Below are 17250 nucleotides of genomic sequence, written 5' to 3'. Positions count from 1 at the left end.
CGTGGCCGGTTTCCGGACCCTCGCGAGAGGTGCCGGCCGGGCCCTGACGGCCCCGGCCCGAGCGCTGCGCGCCCGCTGGCGGGCATGGTCGTGGTGGCGCCGGGCCCTGCTGGCCCTGGCCCTCGCGGTGGCCGTTGCGGCCACCGCACTGGGCTCCGTCTTCGTCATGTTCCGCCTGCACTACACGGGCACCCCGAGCGCCGAGGCCCGCACCCGGGGCCGGGACGCGCTCTGGCTCGGCCACGCCTGGGTGGACGGCCGCAGGAGCGAGGCCGACGTGGCCGCGCTCGCGGCGCAGCTGGCCGGCACCGGCATCCGGGACCTCTACGTGCACACCGGCCCGCTGGAGCACGACGGCTCGCTGCCGCCCGCCGTCCACCCCCGGGCCCGCTGGTTCACCGACACCGCGCACCGGGAGCTGCCGGGCGTGCGCCTCCAGGCCTGGCTGGGCGACGAGGTCAAACCGGAGAAGGACGCCCTGGACCTGGAGGACGGTCCCACCCGGGACCGGGTCACCGCCTCGGCCGCCCAGGTGCTGGACCTCGGCTTCGACGGCGTGCACTTCGACATGGAGCCGATCCGCCCCGGGTCGGCGGGCTGGCTGGCGCTGCTCGACCGGGTCCGCCCGGTCACCGCGGCGCGCGGGGCCAAGCTGTCGGTGGCGGCTCCGCAGATCGACCCGCTCCCGGGCCTGCACACGGCCGGCATCCTGCTCACCGACCACGGCAAGTGGTGGGACGGGGCGTACTTCACCGAGACCGCCCGGCGGGTCGACCAGATCGCGGTGATGAGCTACGACACGTCGATGCCCACCGAGCCGCTGTACGGCGGCTACGTCGCCCGGCAGACCGAACTCGCGCTGCGGGCCACCCCGGCCGGCGTGGACCTGCTGATGGGCCTGCCCTTCTTCCGGGAGGACAAGTGGGGCCACTGGGGCGACGCCGAGACCGTCGGCGCCGCCGTCCGGGGCGTCCGGCTGGGCCTGGGCCGGGAGGACGGGCGGCGGGAGAACTTCGGCGTCGCGCTGTACGTGGACTTCGCCGCGCGGCCCGAGCACTGGGCGGCGTACCGCGACGGCTGGGTGGACGCCGGGTAGCGGCCCCGGCCGTCACGCGGCGGCCCCGGCCCGTCACCCTCCGCCGCCGACCGGATCTGACGGGCCGTCAGTCGAGTGCCCCGCGATATCCGGTGGATCGCGGCGCCCCGCTCCCCCAGACTGTCCCGGTGCCCGGCCGCCGTGCGCATCAAAGCCCGTAGGCTGGGCAGGTAGGGACCATGGAGCGAGGCGTTCCATGGGAGACGAGAGGTTCGACAGTCGGCAGCCGGCCGGTCGGCGCCCGGGCAGGCCAGCCGGGGCGGCGCGGGCCCGACCGCCGACCGGAGGGAGACGCTGGGTGATCGAGCTGGAAGATGTTCCCGAGTTGATCGACCCGGTGATGGTCTGCGCCTTCGAGGGCTGGAACGACGCTGGCGACGCCGCCTCCGCGGCTCTGGCGCATCTGGACGAGACCTGGGGCGGCAAGGTGTTCGCCGCCCTGGACGCGGAGGACTACTACGACTTCCAGGTCAACCGGCCCACGGTCTGGCTGGACGGCGGCATCCGCCGGATCACCTGGCCGACCACCCGGCTCTCGGTGATCCGGGTCACGGAACCGACGACCAGGGACGTCGTGCTGGTCCGCGGCATCGAGCCGAGCATGCGCTGGCGCTCGTTCTGCAACGAGCTGCTGGGCTTCGCGCACGAGCTGGGCGTCGAGCTGGTGGTGATCCTGGGCGCCCTGCTCGGGGACACCCCCCACAGCCGCCCGGTGCCGGTCAGCGGCGTCACCTCCGACCCGGAGCTGGCCCGCCGGCTGGATCTGGAGGAGAGCCGCTACGAGGGCCCCACCGGCATCGTCGGGGTGCTCCAGGAGGCCTGCACCCACGCCGGGGTCCCGGCCGTGACGCTCTGGGCGGCGGTGCCGCACTACGTCTCGCAGCCGCCGAACCCCAAGGCCACGCTGGCCCTGGTCAACAAGCTGGAGGACCTCCTCGACCTGCGCATCCCGCCGGGCGAGCTGGCCGAGGACGCCCGGGCCTGGCAGCTCGGGGTGGACCAACTGGCCGCCGAGGACAGCGAGGTGGCCGAGTACGTCCAGCAGCTGGAGGAGGCGCAGGACACCGCGGAGCTGCCGGAGGCCTCCGGGGACGCCATCGCGCGCGAGTTCGAGCGCTACCTGCGCCGCCGGGAGAACGTCGGACCGACCGGCGAGAAGCCGGTGTCCGGGCACGCGACGGCGGAGCGGCCGGCCGATCCGGAGGCGCCGGGCGGCACCCGGGAGAGCCAGGACGGCGCCGAGGAGGAGTGAGCCGCTACGCGGGAGGGGCGGCCGGGACCGATGTCCCGGCCGCCCCTCCGGCGTCCTGCGCGCGGTACGGCGCGATCGCTACAGCGCGACGCCGAGCAGGGCGTCCACGGTGCGGGTCACCAGACCGGGCGCGCCGGTGTCGGTGCCGCCCTCGGACTCCTGCCGGGCCGCCCAGCGGTCGACCGCGGCCAGCGCGGCGGGCGCGTCCAGGTCGTTCGCGAGCGCCGCGCGCACCTCGCCGAGCAGCTCCTCGGCCGCCGGGCCGTCCGGGCGGGAGACCGCGGCGCGCCAACGGGCGAGGCGCTCGACGGCCTCGTCCAGGACGCCCTTGGTCCACTCCCAGTCGGCGCGGTAGTGGTGCGAGAGCAGCGCCAGGCGGATCGCCGCCGGGTCGACGCCCTCGCGGCGCAGCGCCGAGACGAAGACCAGGTTGCCGCGGGACTTGGACATCTTGTGGCCGTCCAGGCCGACCATCCCGGCGTGCACGTACGCCTTGGCGTACGGGTGGGCGCCGGTGGCGACCTGGGCGTGCGCGGCGCCCATCTCGTGGTGCGGGAAGGAGAGGTCGCTGCCGCCGCCCTGGATGTCGAAGGACATCCCCAGGTACTGGAGCGCGATGGCGACGCACTCGATGTGCCAGCCGGGGCGGCCGTGGCCGAGCTCGGTGTCCCAGGCCGGCTCACCGGGGCGGGCGGCCATCCAGAGCAGGGCGTCCAGCGGGTTGCGCTTGCCGGGGCGGTCCGGGTCGCCGCCGCGCTCGGCGAAGACCGGGCGCATGGCCTCGCGGGTGAGGCCGGAGACCTCGCCGAAGCGCGGGTCGGCGTCGACCGAGAAGTAGATGTCGCCGTCCACGTCGTAGGCGGCGCCGGAGGCCAGCAGCTTCTGGACGATCGGGACGATCCACGGGATCGACTCCACGGCGCCGATGTAGTGGGCCGGGGGGAGCATGCGCAGCGCGGTCATGTCCTCGCGGAACAGGGCCGTCTCGCGCTCGGCCAGGGCGGTCCAGTCCTGACCGGTCTCGATCGCGCGGGCGAGCAGCGGGTCGTCGACGTCGGTGACGTTCTGGATGTACAGGACGTCGTGGCCGGCGTCCTTCCAGACGCGCTGCACCAGGTCGAACGCGTTGTAGGTGGCGGCGTGGCCCATGTGGGTCGCGTCGTAGGGCGTGATGCCGCAAACGTAGATCCGGGCGGTGCCGTCGAGCGGCACGACTTCGCGGACCGTGCCCGCTGCGGTGTCGTGGATGTGGAGGGGGAGCCCCTGACCAGGCAGGGCGGGAACCTCGGAGGCGGGCCAGGCATGCATGGAAACAACTTTAACCGTGCGAACATTTGAAAGCCTAACCAGTGCGAAAGATCGACTGGATTCGTTTCTTGCCATTGCCTGGCCGGTTTTCGACTGGTAGTGCACGGCTTTCGCGCCGGCCCCGGCGCCCTGCCGCCGGCTCGCGGGCGCGGGTGAGCGCCCGGCCGGCCCTGCCACCGACCGGGCGCCCGGCTCCCCCGGGGGAGCGGTCGGAGCCGCTACGACCGCTTCCAGAGGGCCGGCACGTTCGGCGGCTCCCAGCCGGCCATGGCGGTGTGCGCCTGGAGGCAGGTGTAGGAGTCGCCGTTGTAGGTCACGCGGTCGCCCGCGTTGTACTGGGTGCCGGCGGCCCAGGTGCCGCTCGGCGGCGGGGTGCTGGGGCCGCCGGTCGGGGTGGCCGTCGGGCTGGGCGTGCCGGGGGTCTGCGCGACGTCCAGCACGAAGTCGAAACTGGCCTCGCGGGTGTTGCCGTTCTGCCGGACGTTCATCAGCAGCCGGGCGTCGTAGATGCTGTCCGTGCTGTTGCGCGGCTCGTTCGGGAAGTACAGCTGGGTGGTGATGATCTGGCGGCCCGGGGCCTGCAACTTGACGTGCAGGTGCCGGGTGCGGCCCGGGTAGAGGCCGGGCACGATGGTGTCCAGCTTGTACGCGCCGTTGGCGTCGGTGAACTGGTGGCCGCGGAAGGTGTAGGTGACGTTGTCGTAGTTGCCGCCGTTGTCGGCCTGCCAGAAGTCCAGCAGCACGCCGGAGATGGGCCGGCAGGCGCGGCCGAAGACGTAGCCGCTGACCACCAGGTGGGTGCCGGGGCCGTCGTTCACCATCGAGCTGCGCAGCGGGGAGTTGGGCTTGAAGTACGGGCCCTCGATCTGCTCGACGGTGGGGGCGTCGCCGTCGTGGCACTCGGGGGTGAGGCCGAGCGGCTGTCCGCTGTCGATCTGGTCCCGGGCCAGCGCGACTCCGCCGCCGACCAGCAACGGGGCGGCGCCTAGTGCGGCGGCAGCCTTCAGGACGGTCTTTCGGCTGATCATGCCGTCGGACGTGGACATGCGCCGTCTCCTTATCGTGAGGCGGAGGGGGGTGGGGGCGGCCCTTGCCATGGTGGGGGCATGACAAGGGCCGGACCGGCCGCCCGTCCGCGCGCGCCGGACCGGCCACCGGTGGCCAGCAGCAAAGTTACGGGCCGTCCGGCGCGACCGCGATGGACATGATCCGGGGATCGTGGTGATTTCCGTCGACCCGGGCCCGGAACTCCCCCGGGGTCATCCCGGTCTCCCGGCGGAAGAACCGGCAGAAGTAGGCCGGGTCGCCGAAACCCGCCTCCTTGGACACCTGACGGATCGTCAGATCGGTACAGGCGAGCAGCCGTTTGGCCTCCAGGGTCTGCTGGCGGCGGATCAGCCCGCCCGGGGTCCGGCCGGTGGCCTGCTTCACCAGAGTCTGCAAGTGCCCCGGGGAGACGCCGAGTTCCTGCGCGGTGGAGGCCACCGAGTGCCGCACCCCGCCCGGCCGGGCGATCAACCGGGTGAAGGCGGCGGCCACTTCGGCCGGCCGGCTGGGCACCGCCGGGCGGTCGGCCGGCGTACAGGCCCGCAGCGCCCGGACGATCAGGATGTGCAGGCTGGCCCGCAGCACACCCTGGTAACCGGGCGCCCTGGTCTCGTACTCGTACTCCATGTCGGCGAGCAGCCCGGCGATCGCGTCGGCCTGGTCGCCGAGCGCGATGGCCGGCCGGGTGGCCAGGGCCCGCAGAGCGGCGAGGTCCTGGGGGTGGCCGAGCAGGAAGTCCTCGTTGAACAGGACGACCCTCCCGGTCAGTTCCTCGGTGTCCGCCCAGTAGTGCACCTGGCCCGGCGTGATCACGCACAACTGCGGTGGCGCCAGCGGCCGGTGGACGAGGTCCAGGACGTGGGCGCCCTGGCCGCCGGTGACCTGGACGATCTCGTAGAACGAGTGCCGGTGGGGGAAGCCGGCCCGGGAGAGCGGGCCGATCGTGTCGAAGCTGCCGACGGCGAAGGGGAGCAGGTGGGGAAGCGGGACCTGTAACCGGTGCAACGGCAGGTCCGGCGTGGTTCGGGGGGTGGGGGTGGTCCGTCGCACATCCATCGGAGCAGTGTGCGACCTGTTCCGGGGACAGGTCCAGACCATCTGCCGCCGATTTCCGGTACCGGCGCGGCCCGCGGGCGCTACACCGGCGGCCAGGGGATCGCGGGCCAGTCCGCGGGCGGCAGCGGGTGCCGTCCGGAGCCGCGCAGCTCCGCCACCCGGGCCCGGGTGGCGTCCAGTTCGGCCGCCGTCAGGTGCGGGGCGAGGCGCTCGGCGAGCTCGCCGTCCAGCTGCTCGGCCAGCCGGGCCAGCACCTCCAGCGCCTCGGCCGTCAGCGGGTCGCCGGCCCAGCCCCAGAGCAGGGTGCGCAGCTTGCCCTCGGTGTTGAAGGTGACCCCATGGTCGATGCCGTACACCCGGCCGTCGGCGGCCGGGATCAGGTGGCCGCCCTTGCGGTCGGCGTTGTTGAGCACCGCGTCCAGCACCGCGAGCCGGCGAAGCCGCCGGTCGTCGTGGTGCACCAGCAGGGCCGTCCGCCCGTTCTCGACCTCGGCCCGGACGATCGGCAGCCAGCCCGCCTCCGGGCCGCGCGGGTCCTGGAGGGCGAGCAGCGGCTCGGCGCCCGGGTCCGGCTCGACCCACAGCTGCACCATGCCGGGGCCGTGCGGGCCCTCGCGCAGCACGGTCGGCGGCACCAGCGCCCAGCCGGTCGCGGCGGACAGCTCGTACGCGGCGACCTCGCGGCCGGCCAGCGTGCCGTCCGGGAAGTCCCAGAGCGGGCGCTCGCCGGCCACCGGCTTGTAGACGGCCTGCGCGCTCAGCGAGCCGTGCGCCACCGTGCAGTACAGCGCGGCGTTGGAGGCGTCGGTGAGGCGGCCGTGCACGGTCAGCTCGCCCTGACGCAGCAGCGCGAGGGCGGTGGGCACGTCGGCGGCCAGCGCGGCGGCGGCCGTCGGGTCGGCCTGCGGCGGGGTGTCGGTGTTCAGCGCCGGTAGCCGTTCGCGCGCGGGCACAGGTGGCCCTCCGGGTCGAGCGGCAGGTTGCAGAACGGGCAGGGCTTGCGGCCGGCCGCGACCAGGTCCAGCGCGCGCTTGGCGAAGACCCGGGCCATCGCGCCGGTCAGCCGCACCCGCAGCATGTCCGGGCCGGTGTCGTCGTCGGTGAAGACCGCCTCCTCGGCGCCCTCCTCCTCGTCCTCGACCAGCGCCTGGGCCTCGACCACCAGGCAGCCGTCCACGCTGTCCCAGGCCAGGGCCATGGTGCCGACCCGGAACTCCTGCTCCAGCGGGAGGTCCAGGGGGGCGGTGTCGAGCAGGTCCTTCGGGGCGGCGGCGGGGATCGCGGCGTCGCCGCCGCTGCGCCGCAGCGCCTCGTCCAGGACCTCCTCGATGCGCTCGGCGAGCGCCGCGACCTGGGTCTTCTCCAGCAGCACGCTGGTGATCCGGCCCCGGGCGCTGGCCTGAAGGTAGAACGCCCGGGCGCCGGGCTGGCCGACGGTGCCGGCCACGAACCGTTCGGGCTGGTCGTAGAAGTAGACCTGACGGGGCACGCTCTCGCTCCGGATCGTGTCGGTCGGCGCGGCTCTGCCGGGGGCGGGCCGCGCCCGGATGGACTCATCAGTCACCCTACGACCTTCGGGCTCCGGTCGGGGAGCCGAGCCGACGACCGCGGGCGGGGTGGCACCCGGGGAACCGGCCGGTGCCGCACGGACGGTGCCTCCCCGGACGGCCCGTCGGCGGGGTCCTCAGGCGGTGCCGCCGACCACCGCGTCACCCGCCGGGGCCGCCGGGGCCGGACCGGGCCGGGGAGCGAGCGAGGTGAGGTCGCCGGTGTCGCCCATCCTCAGCACGAAGGGCCGCTGCGGGGTGTAGCGGATCGCGGTGACCGAGCAGGGCTCCACGCTGATCCGCTGGAAGTGGTCCAGGTGCAGCCCGAGCGCGTCGGCCACCACGGCCTTGATCACGTCCCCGTGCGAGCAGGCGATCCAGACCGCGTCCTCGCCGTGCTCGGCGGCGATCTTCTGGTTCCACTCGCGCACCGCGTCCACCGTGCGGTGGCTCAGCGCGCGCAGCGACTCCCCGCCGGGGAAGGCGGCCGCGGCGGCGTGGTCCTGCACGGTGCGCCAGAGCGGCTCCTTGGCCAGCTCGGCCAGCGGACGGCCGGTCCACTCGCCGTAGTGGCACTCCCCCAGCCGTTCGTCCTCGGCCGGCGCGCCCAGCTCGGGCCGGACCGCCAGCAGCGGCTCCAGGGTCTGGCGGCAGCGCTCCAGCGGGCTGCTGACCGCCTGGACCAGCGGGATGCCGGCCAGTCGGCCGGCCAGCGCGGCGGCCTGGCCGCGTCCGGTGTCGTCGAGGTCCACGCCGGGGGTCCAACCGGCCAGGATTCCGGCCGTGTTCGCGGTGGAGCGGCCGTGACGGACGAGCAGCAGGGTGGGCATGGGGTCAGCCTACGGCCTCCGGGGCCCGGTGCGGGCGCGGTTCCGGTCGGCCCCCGTTCCGGCCCCGGCCCGTACCGGCCACCGGCCCCGGCCCGTACCGGCCATCGGCCCCGGCCCGTACCGGCCACCGGTTCCGGCCCGTACCCGCCACCGGTCCCGGCCCCGCCGTCCCGTCCGGTGGGCCCGAGTCGGCCCGGGCCCGTTTCCGAGGGCCCCGCCCGGGTGACAATGGCCCGCATGATCGTCCACTGCGCCGCCTACCACGAAGGCCGCCGGATCGAGGCCCCCGAGGACCTGGCCGGCGCGCTCGCCGCCGCCCGCGCGGCCGGTCCGGACGGCTTCGCCTGGATAGGCCTCTTCGAGCCCACCGCCGAGGAACTCGACAGCGTCGGCAAGGAGTTGGTGCTGCACCCGCTGGCCGTCGAGGACGCCGTCAGGGCCCACCAGCGCCCCAAGGTGGAGGCCTACCAGGGCTCGCTGTTCGTCGCCCTGAAGACCCTCGGCTACCACCCCGGCGCCCACGTCGTCACGACCGGCGAGGTGATGGTCTTCCTCGGCCCGGACTTCGTGCTGACCGTCCGGCACGGCGAGGACAGCCCGCTCAGCGGCCTGCGGGCCACCCTGGAGCAGGACCCGGAACTCCTGCGCTACGGCCCCAGTTCGGTGCTGCACTCGGTCTGCGACACCGTCGTGGACGGCTACGTCGAGGTGGCCACCGCGCTCCAGACCGACCTGGACGAGCTGGAGGCGGACATCTTCTCCCCCGGCCGGGTCGGCAGCGACACCGCCGGGCGGATCTACGGCTACAAGCGCCAGGTGATGTCCGTGCGCCGGGCCACAGGCCCGCTGCTGGAGCCGATGCTCGCGCTGGAGCGCGGCGCCCGTTTCGTCCGCCCCGAGACGGCGCCCTACCTGCGCGACGTCGCCGACCACGTGGCCCGGGTGAACGACCAGGTGGACGGCATGGACCGGCTGCTGTCCGACATCCTCAGCGCCAACCTGGCGCAGGTCAGCGTGCAGCAGAACAACGACATGCGGAAGATCTCGGCCTGGGCGGCGCTGGCCGCCGTGCCGACGATGATCGCTGGCATCTACGGGATGAACTTCCAGGACATGCCCGAGCTGCGCCAGCCGTGGGGGTATCCGGCGGTGCTGGCGCTGATGGCGGTGGTCTGCGTGGTGCTGCACCGGGTGTTCAAGCGGCACGACTGGCTGTAGTGCCGCCTGCCCGGCCGGTCCGGCCGGCGTCCGGGTACGCCGGGCCGGTCAGGCCAGCCCGGCCCGCTCCAGCGCCTCGACGCCGGTGCGCAGCGCCTGGATCCGCTCGTCCAGGGAGAACCCGGACGGAGCCAGGGTGAGCGTGCTGACGCCCGCCTCGGCGTAGGCCTGCATCCGGTCGGCGATCCGGGCGGTGTCGCCGATCAGCGAGGTGGCGTCGATCAGGTCGTGCGGGACGGCCGCGGCGGCCCCGGCGTAGTCCTTGGCCAGGTACTTCTCCTGGACCTCGTCGGCGGCCTGCTCGTACCCCATCCGCCGGGCGAGCTGGTTGTAGAAGTTCTTCTCCTTGCTGCCCATGCCGCCGATGTAGAGGGCCGCGTACGAGCGCAGCGCGTCGACCCCGGCCTTGACGTCCTCGCCGACCGCGAGGTTCACCGTCGGGCAGAGGTCGAAGCCCTCCAGGGTCTTCCCCGCCCTGGCCCGGCCGGCCGTCAGCGGGTCCAGCGAGAGCGCGGCGTGCTCGGGCGAGAAGAAGATGCCGAGCCAGCCGTCGGCGACCTCGCCGGTCAGCTCCAGGTTCTTCGGGCCGATCGCGGCGATGTACAGCGGGACGTGCTCGCGCACCGGGTGCACGGTGAGCTTGATCGGCTTGCCGGGGCCGCCGGGCAGCGGCAGCGTCCAGTGGGCGCCGTCGTGCACCAGGCGCTCGCGGGACATCGCCTTGCGGATGATCTCCACGTACTCGCGGGTGCGGGCGAGCGGCTTGTCGAACTTCACGCCGTACCAGCCCTCGGACACCTGGGGGCCGGAGACGCCGAGGCCGAGCCGGAACCGGCCGCCGGAGAGGGTGTCCAGGGTCGCGGCGGTCATCGCGGTCATCGCCGGGGTGCGGGCCGGGATCTGGAAGATGGCCGAGCCGACGTCGATCCGTTCGGTCTTCGCGGCGACGAAGCTGAGCACGGTCGCGGCGTCCGAGCCGTACGCCTCCGCCGCCCAGCAGACCGCGTAGCCGAGCCGGTCCGCCTCCTGGGCCACGGCGATGTTGTCGGCGTCCATGCCGAGTCCCCAGTAGCCGAGGTTGATCCCGAGTCGCATCTGGCGCACCTTCCAGTGGGTTGGGGTTGCGGCGAGGGTAACCGCGCCGGCGCCGGTCATGCTACTGGCGGGTAGCAGTGAGCTGGATCACACCCGGCCGGTTTCCGCCGCTCCGCTTCCGCCGCTGCCGCCCGGTCCTGGCGGTTCCGGCGGTCCCACCGGTTGCGCCGGTTGCGCCGGTTCCGCCGGTTCCGCCGCACGGGCGGGCGGCGCACCGGCGCGATGATCGTTCTGCGGGTCTGCACCCCTGTCCGGGCACCGCCCGCTACGCTCAGCCGAGGTGGGGAGCACTCCCCCCACCTGCGCGTTTACAGGGCTGCCGGGGCTCCCGGGAGCACCGGCCAGTGGAGGTCCCGTCCGATGGAAAAGCGTCACCTCGGCCGCACCGGCCTACAGGTCTCCCGGCTCGGCCTCGGCACCATGACCTGGGGCCGCGACACCGACGAGCCCGAGGCCGCCGAGCAGCTCAAGGAGTTCGTCGACGCCGGCGGCAACCTGATCGACACCGCCGACGTGTACGCGGACGGCGGCGCCGAGTACCTGATCTCCCGGCTCACCGACAACCTCATCCCCCGGTCCGAACTCCTGATCGCCACCAAGGCCGGCAGCGTCCCGGAGTCCGCCCGCCGCTTCGACGGCTCCCGAGGCCACCTGCTCGCCGCCCTGGACGCCTCGCTTCGCCGGTTGGGCACCGACTACGTCGACCTGTGGCAGGTGCACTCCTTCGACCCCGCGACGCCGGTCGAGGAGACGCTCAGCGCCCTCGACATCGCCGTATCCTCCGGGCGCGCCCGCTACGTCGGAGTCTGCGACTTCAGCGGCTGGCAGCTCGCCCGGGCCGCCACCTGGCAACACGCCCACCACGGCCGGGTGCCGCTGGCCGGGGCGCAGCTGGAGTACTCGCTGCTCCAGCGCGGCATCGAGCGGGAGGCCCTGCCCGCGGCCCTGGACGCCGGCGTGGGGGTGCTGGCCGGCTCCCCGCTCGGGCGCGGGGTGCTCACCGGCAAGTACCGGCACGGCGTCCCACAGGACTCGCGCGGCGCCACGCCGTACCTCAGCGGGTACGTCCAGCCGTACCTCGGGGAGCGTTCCCGGCGGATCGTGGACGCCCTCGCCACCGCCGCCGACGGGCTCGCCAGCAGCCCGCTGGCGGTCGCGCTGGCCTGGGTGCGGGACCGGCCGGGGGTGGCGAGCGCGCTGGTCGGAGCCCGGACGGCGGGCCAGCTCCAGGCCGCGCTGTCGGTGGAGGCGCTTACGCTTCCGGATGAGATCCGTGGTGCGCTGGACGACATCTCGTCGCCGGTGCACCGCTACCCGGACCAGGGGTGGACCGAGCTGTGACCCCCGGCCCGGGTTGTCGAGCAGAACGCGCAGTGGAGTGACCTTTGGAGCGGACGACGATGACTGACACGGGGAACGGCGCTCCGGAGGCGACCAGCGGGGCCCAGCTGACCCCGGAGGAGAAGGCGGCGAAGTTCGCGGAGCTGGCCCGGCGGATCCGCGGCATGCAGCCGGAGGACGCCGCGGCGAACGCCGCGCGGGCGGGGGCCTCACGGGCCGAGGCCTCGATGCAGGAGCCCTCTCCCGCGGAGGCCCCTCCTGAGGCGGCCTCTCCGGCGGACGTCACGGAGCCCGGGGCTTCGGAGCCGGCGGCCCCGGCCGCTCCCGCTGCTCCTGCGGCTCCCGCTGCTCCGGCGGCTCCGGCGGCTCCGGCCCCGGTGATGTCCGACCGGCAGCGTGCTGAGGCTCTCCGCGCCACCACCGAGGTGCTGGCCGCCGGCGGCGCCCCGGCCGAGCTGGCGCCGGCCGCCGTGGCCGCGTTCGGCGAGGAGGCCCCCGGGCGGCTGCGCGAGGACCCGTGGGCGGTGCTGGGCCTGCCCGGCGTCCGGCCCGAGCACGCGGACGGCTTCGCCCGGAGCCTGCTCGGCCCCGGCGCCGCGCCGGGCGATCCGCGCCGCGGCCAGGCCCTGGTGCTCTGGTTGCTGGAGCAGGCGGCGCTGCGCGGGCACTCCGCCCTGGAGCTGGCCGAGGTGGTGGCCGGGCTCGACCGGCTCCGGCTGCCGGAGCCCGCCGCCGCCATCGAGTCCGCCGTCGAGACCGGGCGGGTGCTGACCTTCCAGGAGGAGCTGACCGGCGCCGAGGCGCACGCCGCGGGCGGCGGTGAGGAGGACGAGGCTCCGACCCGGACGCTGCTCGCGCTGGAAGGGCTGGGCATGGCGGAGGTCAGCCTCACCGAGAAGCTGCTCCAGCTGATGGCCACCTTCGTTCCGGGCGAGGACCCGGGCGAGGACCAGGACGCGGCCGAGGACGCGGCCGAGGACGCGGCCGGCGCGGCCTCCGCCCCCGCCGCCCCCGGCCCGACCGCCTGGGCGTCCGCGGCCGAAGCCGCCTCGTCCGCCTCGGCGACCGCCCTGATCAAGGCCGTCGCCGAGCACGCCCTGGTGCTGCACACCGGCGGCGAGGCGGCCCGTGCCGAGCCTGCCGAGCTCGTCGCCGCCGCCCGGGGCCTCGGGCTGCGGGCCTGGGCCGCCACCTGGACCGACCAGGGCCGGGACGCCCTCGCCCCCCTCACCGGGGCCGCCGACGGGGAGCAGCCCCCCGTGGTCACCCTGGCCGAGTTGCTCTCCGGCACCGCCGGCCCCGGCCGCGCCCCGGACGGCACCCTCGCCCTGGACCTGCTGGTCGTGCTGGACGCCCCGCTGCTGGACGTCGAACTCGCCGCCACCGTCCTGGAGTCACTCGCCGACGGCACCCGGCTGGTGCTCAGCGGAGATCCGGGCCAGCTCTGGTCGGCCGGCCCCGGCCGGTTCTTCGCCGACCTGCTGGCCACCAAGGTCTGCCCGGCGGTCGCCTCCCGCACCCCGGACTTCGGCCCGATCGGCGAACTGGTCTCCGGCGTCGGCATCGGCGAGCTCCAGCCGGTCGAGGCGCCGGACAAGGAGGTGGTCATCCTGACCGCCAAGGACGGCGGCGAGGCCGTCCACCGCGCCCTCCAGCTGCTCACCGATTCCATCCCGCGCGCGCTGGGCATCCCCGTCGAGCAGGTGGTGCTGCTCACCCCGGGCCACGGCGGCCCGGCCGGCACCCGGGCGCTCAACGCCGCCGCCAAGTCCCGGCTCAACCCCGGCCCCGGCCGGTTCGGCGGCTTCGACCCGGGCGACCGGGTGGTCGACTTCCCCGCGCCCGGGATCACCCGCCCGGCCCGGGTGCTGGACGGCGACGCCACCGGCCTGCACCTGGAGTACCCGGACGGCTCGCGCCGGACCGTCCCGCCCGCCGAGGCCGCGCGGCTTCGGCACGGCTGGGCGCTGACGGTCCACCAGGCGCTCGGCCGGCGCTGGCCGGGTGCGGTGGTGGTGGTCCCGGAGGACGCCGCCCCGGCGCTCACCCGGCAGTGGGTCTACACCGCCTTCGGCCGGGCCGAGCGGCACCTGTCGGTGGTGCACGCGGCGGGCCCGGCGCTCGCCCAGGCCGTCGCCGGGCGCCCGGGGCAGCCGCGCACCACCCGGCTGCGGGCGATCCTCGCCGAGAACGCCGCCGCCTCGGCGTACTGACCGGCCACCGCGGCCGGCGCCATTCCAGGCGCCGGCCGTGACCCGAGCTGCCGGCCGCGACGGCACGACGGGCGGGCCCCGGCTGTCCCGGGCCCGCCCGTCGGCGTTCCGAACGGCGTCACGCTCCGAACTGCCTCACCTCCTGGACGCCTTCAGTCGTCCAGGTCCTCGTCGTCGTAGACCTCGCTCACGTCGAACCGGCAGATCAGCAGCTGCGGATCGGCGTGCTCGAAGGGCTCCGGCAGCCACTCGCCCGGCTCGGTCGGCTCGGCGGCCGCGACCCAGAGCGTGGAGTCGCCCTCCTCCAGGCCGAACTCCTCGCTGCGGGCGGCGATCTCGTCCGGCTCGTACTCTCCGAACAGCACGCCGATCGCGGCGTTCACCTCGCCCGCGCCGGAGCCGCCCGGGGTGAGCGAGTCGTCCAGCCGCTCCGCCTGGGCACGCAGCCGCTTGGGGTCGACGACGTGGTAGTCGCGGCGGATCAACACGCTGATCGCCTCGGGCTGTTCGGGGCCGTGGTACCCCCCGGGGCCCTCGTCCCCGGGGATCTCGAAGGGCGTGACCTCGTCGTAGGCCTCGTACAGGAGCTGGTCGTAGGCGATGGCCGCCGTCGCGAGCTGCTCGTAGGCGGCGGACACGGCGGGATCATCGGCTGCGTTGGGGCTTGACACCGCTTCCAGATGACGGTCGATGGCGGCCTTGACCGCCTCAGCGGCGGCGCGTACCTCGGCAATGGTGGGCTGCGCGGCATCAGACATGGTGCAGACGCTATCTCCCCGCGGTGTCGGTACGCACAGCGGTTGTCACCTACACCCGCGATTTCACCGCAACTTCCCCCCTGATGTCCGATCCATGCCACTTCGTCCTCCCGCGGCACCGGCGCGAAGGGGGCAGCGGGGGCGCGCACCGGGCCCCACGGGGCCGTCCGAGTGCGGCTGAGCGCGCCGGGATCGGGGTATCTCCTCCACGGCGGCACCGGAGCTGATGCACTGTCAGTCGACCGCCCCGCGCCGCACCCCCGGGGGCGGCCGATGCCACGCCGGAGCACGACCGGAAATATCCGGGCCGACTGTCCGGGGCAGGCCGTAGGCTTGCCCGAAGGTGATCCTCAGGAGGAGCGTTTTGACCCCACGGAAGCCGGTCCGGCAGCCGGAGTACGAGTACCAGTCCCTGCGCATGCCGCGCGGCACCACGCGCAACGCGGCGCGCCAACTGCTCACCGAGCACGCCGAGTACGGGCACTGGGAGCTCGACCGGCTACGGCTGTTCCCCGACGGCAGCCGGACGGTCCGGCTGAAGCGGCGGATCATCCGGCAGGTCCGGAGCTGGTGACGCTCCCGGCCCCGCGCCCCTGAGCCCTTCGGGACTCGCCGGAGGGGGCTCGCACCGAGCCGTGACGCACCCGCGGCCGCCCTCACGCGGCGGCCGCGGGTGCGCCGCTCCATGGTGGGCCGACGCGGGCTTCAGTTCAGGGCGCGCGCCGGCCTTCGGTCCGCCGCGTCAGCGGGCGCCGGCCCGGGCCCGGCGGTAGAGCACGCCACCGCCGAGCATCAGGGCCAGGCCGGCGGCACCGAGCAGCTCGACGCCGCCGGCCCCGGTGTGGGCCAGCTCGGCCGCCGGGGCGGGCGCGACGGCCGCCTCGGCCGCCACCGCCGGAGCGACGCTGCGCGGGACGGGCGGGGCCTCCTCGGCGGAGACCTGCGGCGGGGTCGGGCACTCCTCGCCGCAGCCCTCGGCCGGCGGGGCGACGGGCTTCGGGGCGGGCTTCTCCACGTTGGCGCAGTCGTTGCCGAAGGCCGGGTTGGCGGCCCCGGCCACGTTCGCCGAGTTGCCGCACACGTTGACCGGGACGTCCACCGGCGCCTGGACGCTGTTGCCGGAGAGCACGCCCGGCGAGTTGGTGGCGACGCCGGAGGCGCTGGCCCCCGGGACGGTGACGCCGGGACCCTGGTGCGCGCCGGCCTCGGAGCTGCCGAGACCGCTGCCACCGAGACCGCTGCCGCCGAGGCCGCCGGCGCCGTTGCCGCCGAGGCCCCCACCGCCGACGCTGCCGCCTCCGACCCCGCTACCGCCACCGTGGCCGCCGGCACCGGCGCCACCCACGCCGCCCCCGCTGCCGCCGGGCTGGCCGTCCTGAGCGGGCTTGGAGGCGTGGTGCGCTCCGCCGCTGACGTTGGCGCACTTGTTGCCGAAGGACGGGTTCAGCAAGCCGATCAGGTCGATCGTGTTGCCGCAGAGATTGACCGGCACATCGACCGGTACCTGCACCGAGTTACCGGAGGCGACGCCGGGCGAACCCACGGCACTCCCCTGCGCCTCGGCGCCACCCGCGTAGGCGTAGCCGGCGGTCGAGGCCAGCACACTGCCGGTGGCCACGGCCGTGAGGATCCCCTTCTTGGCTACATTCCTCATGTTTTCCCCTGACATTTCGAGACGACGTGTCGACCTTGACATGAACCTGTAAATAGTCGGAATTTCCGTATATCCGTAAATCACGCAAGGGCTGCGGCTGCACACGAGTTAACGAGGCGCCGACGGGGAGGTTGAGCCGAACGTATCGGCTTCACCCGATCGAGCGATTGCGCCGGAGCCCGTGTATCCGGGAGTCGCCGAAGACCGAACGCCCCCGGTGCGGCGCGTCCGCCGCCCGGGGGCCGGATGGGATCGGCTCAACGGGCCTCGCCGGCCCGGAGGTCGACTCAGACGTTGGCGCAGGTGTTGCCGAACGCCGGGTTCAGCAGGCCGACGACGCTCACGGTGTTGCCGCAGAAGTTCACCGGCACGTGCACCGGAACCTGGATCGTGTTCCCCGAGACGACGCCCGGAGAACCGGCGGCCACACCATCGGCGACGGCACCGCCGTGAGCGGATGCGACACCGGCGGCGGCGAACACCAGGCCACCGGTGGCGGCGGCGACAGCGGTGATCTTCTTGACCTTCATCATTCCTCCTGTATGGACAACGCAACCCGTTCGGCGGGTTGCACAGGAATGAACGACGTTGCGGCAAACGGGGTACGGAAGAGATCCGCCATTCACTCGCAACGGTGAGAGATCGCACGCATGACCGGCCTTGAATTTCAAGCAGAATCGCTTCTGTTGATCTCCTCCAACCCATCTCACAATCATCCGCTCGGACAATGCGGTCGGACCAACTTCAGGAACCCCGAAAAAAGACAAACCAACTCCCCCAACAACGGCAGGCCCACCAACCCCCAAAAAAAAAACCCAAACACCAAAACAAAAAA

Annotated in this window: 16 protein-coding genes; 6 read left to right on the top strand and 10 right to left on the bottom strand. The window is 74.2% G+C overall.

Features of this window, described 5'->3' with window-relative positions; translation table 11 throughout:
• Nucleotide 1 precedes the first annotated feature (1 nt).
• Together ACZ55U_RS22100 and ACZ55U_RS22095 are read left to right on the top strand one after the other, a co-directional pair.
• Complete coding sequence (locus ACZ55U_RS22100; RefSeq protein WP_465528070.1) at nucleotides 2-1096, top strand: glycoside hydrolase family 18 protein; 1095 nt, start codon at nucleotides 2-4, stop codon at nucleotides 1094-1096.
• A gap of 298 nt (nucleotides 1097-1394) precedes the next feature.
• Nucleotides 1395-2348 carry a PAC2 family protein gene (locus ACZ55U_RS22095; protein ID WP_380699065.1) on the top strand — a complete coding sequence of 318 codons (954 nt, stop codon included), beginning with the start codon at nucleotides 1395-1397 and terminating at the stop codon, nucleotides 2346-2348.
• Between the two features lie 78 nt (nucleotides 2349-2426).
• On the opposite strand, the gene mshC is transcribed toward ACZ55U_RS22095, so the two are convergent.
• The 6 genes from mshC to ACZ55U_RS22065 form a co-directional block, all read right to left on the bottom strand.
• The gene (gene mshC, locus ACZ55U_RS22090; protein WP_465528068.1) at nucleotides 2427-3656 is read right to left on the bottom strand and encodes a cysteine--1-D-myo-inosityl 2-amino-2-deoxy-alpha-D-glucopyranoside ligase; all 1230 of its coding nucleotides are present in this window, start codon (nucleotides 3654-3656) and stop codon (nucleotides 2427-2429) included.
• A gap of 218 nt (nucleotides 3657-3874) precedes the next feature.
• Entirely contained in the window at nucleotides 3875-4702 is an 828-nt protein-coding gene (locus ACZ55U_RS22085) for a dioxygenase family protein (protein WP_465528066.1), read from the bottom strand.
• Nucleotides 4703-4829: 127 nt separating this feature from the next.
• On the bottom strand, nucleotides 4830-5708 hold the full coding sequence (locus ACZ55U_RS22080) for a helix-turn-helix transcriptional regulator (protein WP_465528064.1): 879 nt from the start codon (nucleotides 5706-5708) through the stop codon (nucleotides 4830-4832).
• Between the two features lie 131 nt (nucleotides 5709-5839).
• Nucleotides 5840-6637, bottom strand: coding sequence for an SCO1664 family protein (locus tag ACZ55U_RS22075; protein WP_465528167.1), 798 nt, complete (start codon nucleotides 6635-6637; stop codon nucleotides 5840-5842).
• A 44-nt stretch (nucleotides 6638-6681) separates the two neighbouring features.
• Nucleotides 6682-7248 (bottom strand): DUF3090 domain-containing protein, encoded by a 567-nt coding sequence (locus ACZ55U_RS22070; RefSeq protein ID WP_465528165.1) that lies wholly within the window; start codon nucleotides 7246-7248, stop codon nucleotides 6682-6684.
• Nucleotides 7249-7443: 195 nt separating this feature from the next.
• Nucleotides 7444-8136: a histidine phosphatase family protein gene (locus tag ACZ55U_RS22065; RefSeq protein ID WP_465528062.1), complete on the bottom strand. Its 693-nt coding sequence runs from the start codon at nucleotides 8134-8136 to the stop codon at nucleotides 7444-7446.
• Nucleotides 8137-8373: 237 nt separating this feature from the next.
• On the opposite strand from ACZ55U_RS22065, the gene ACZ55U_RS22060 reads away from it, so the two are divergent.
• Nucleotides 8374-9354: a magnesium and cobalt transport protein CorA gene (locus tag ACZ55U_RS22060; RefSeq protein ID WP_465528060.1), complete on the top strand. Its 981-nt coding sequence runs from the start codon at nucleotides 8374-8376 to the stop codon at nucleotides 9352-9354.
• A 48-nt stretch (nucleotides 9355-9402) separates the two neighbouring features.
• Here ACZ55U_RS22060 and ACZ55U_RS22055 read toward each other — a convergent pair whose 3' ends face one another.
• Nucleotides 9403-10449 (bottom strand): LLM class F420-dependent oxidoreductase, encoded by a 1047-nt coding sequence (locus ACZ55U_RS22055; RefSeq protein ID WP_465528058.1) that lies wholly within the window; start codon nucleotides 10447-10449, stop codon nucleotides 9403-9405.
• Between the two features lie 360 nt (nucleotides 10450-10809).
• On the opposite strand from ACZ55U_RS22055, the gene ACZ55U_RS22050 reads away from it, so the two are divergent.
• Complete coding sequence (locus ACZ55U_RS22050; RefSeq protein WP_465528056.1) at nucleotides 10810-11790, top strand: aldo/keto reductase; 981 nt, start codon at nucleotides 10810-10812, stop codon at nucleotides 11788-11790.
• A gap of 59 nt (nucleotides 11791-11849) precedes the next feature.
• Nucleotides 11850-14003 (top strand): helix-hairpin-helix domain-containing protein, encoded by a 2154-nt coding sequence (locus ACZ55U_RS22045; protein ID WP_465528054.1) that lies wholly within the window; start codon nucleotides 11850-11852, stop codon nucleotides 14001-14003.
• A gap of 152 nt (nucleotides 14004-14155) precedes the next feature.
• On the opposite strand, the gene ACZ55U_RS22040 is transcribed toward ACZ55U_RS22045, so the two are convergent.
• Nucleotides 14156-14761, bottom strand: coding sequence for a hypothetical protein (locus ACZ55U_RS22040; protein WP_465528052.1), 606 nt, complete (start codon nucleotides 14759-14761; stop codon nucleotides 14156-14158).
• A 364-nt stretch (nucleotides 14762-15125) separates the two neighbouring features.
• Here ACZ55U_RS22040 and ACZ55U_RS22035 point away from each other — a divergent pair, with 364 nt between their 5' ends.
• On the top strand, nucleotides 15126-15335 hold the full coding sequence (locus ACZ55U_RS22035; RefSeq protein WP_224285495.1) for a DUF5703 family protein: 210 nt from the start codon (nucleotides 15126-15128) through the stop codon (nucleotides 15333-15335).
• A gap of 168 nt (nucleotides 15336-15503) precedes the next feature.
• Here ACZ55U_RS22035 and ACZ55U_RS22030 read toward each other — a convergent pair whose 3' ends face one another.
• On the bottom strand, nucleotides 15504-16379 hold the full coding sequence (locus ACZ55U_RS22030) for a chaplin (protein ID WP_465528050.1): 876 nt from the start codon (nucleotides 16377-16379) through the stop codon (nucleotides 15504-15506).
• Between the two features lie 323 nt (nucleotides 16380-16702).
• Nucleotides 16703-16948 carry a chaplin gene (locus ACZ55U_RS22025; RefSeq protein ID WP_465528163.1) on the bottom strand — a complete coding sequence of 82 codons (246 nt, stop codon included), beginning with the start codon at nucleotides 16946-16948 and terminating at the stop codon, nucleotides 16703-16705.
• Nucleotides 16949-17250: the final 302 nt, after the last annotated feature.

Source organism: Kitasatospora sp. NPDC034533 (genome assembly GCF_055575155.1).
The sequence above is the reverse complement of the archived record's forward strand: the minus strand, read 5'-3'. Positions and strand labels throughout refer to the sequence as shown.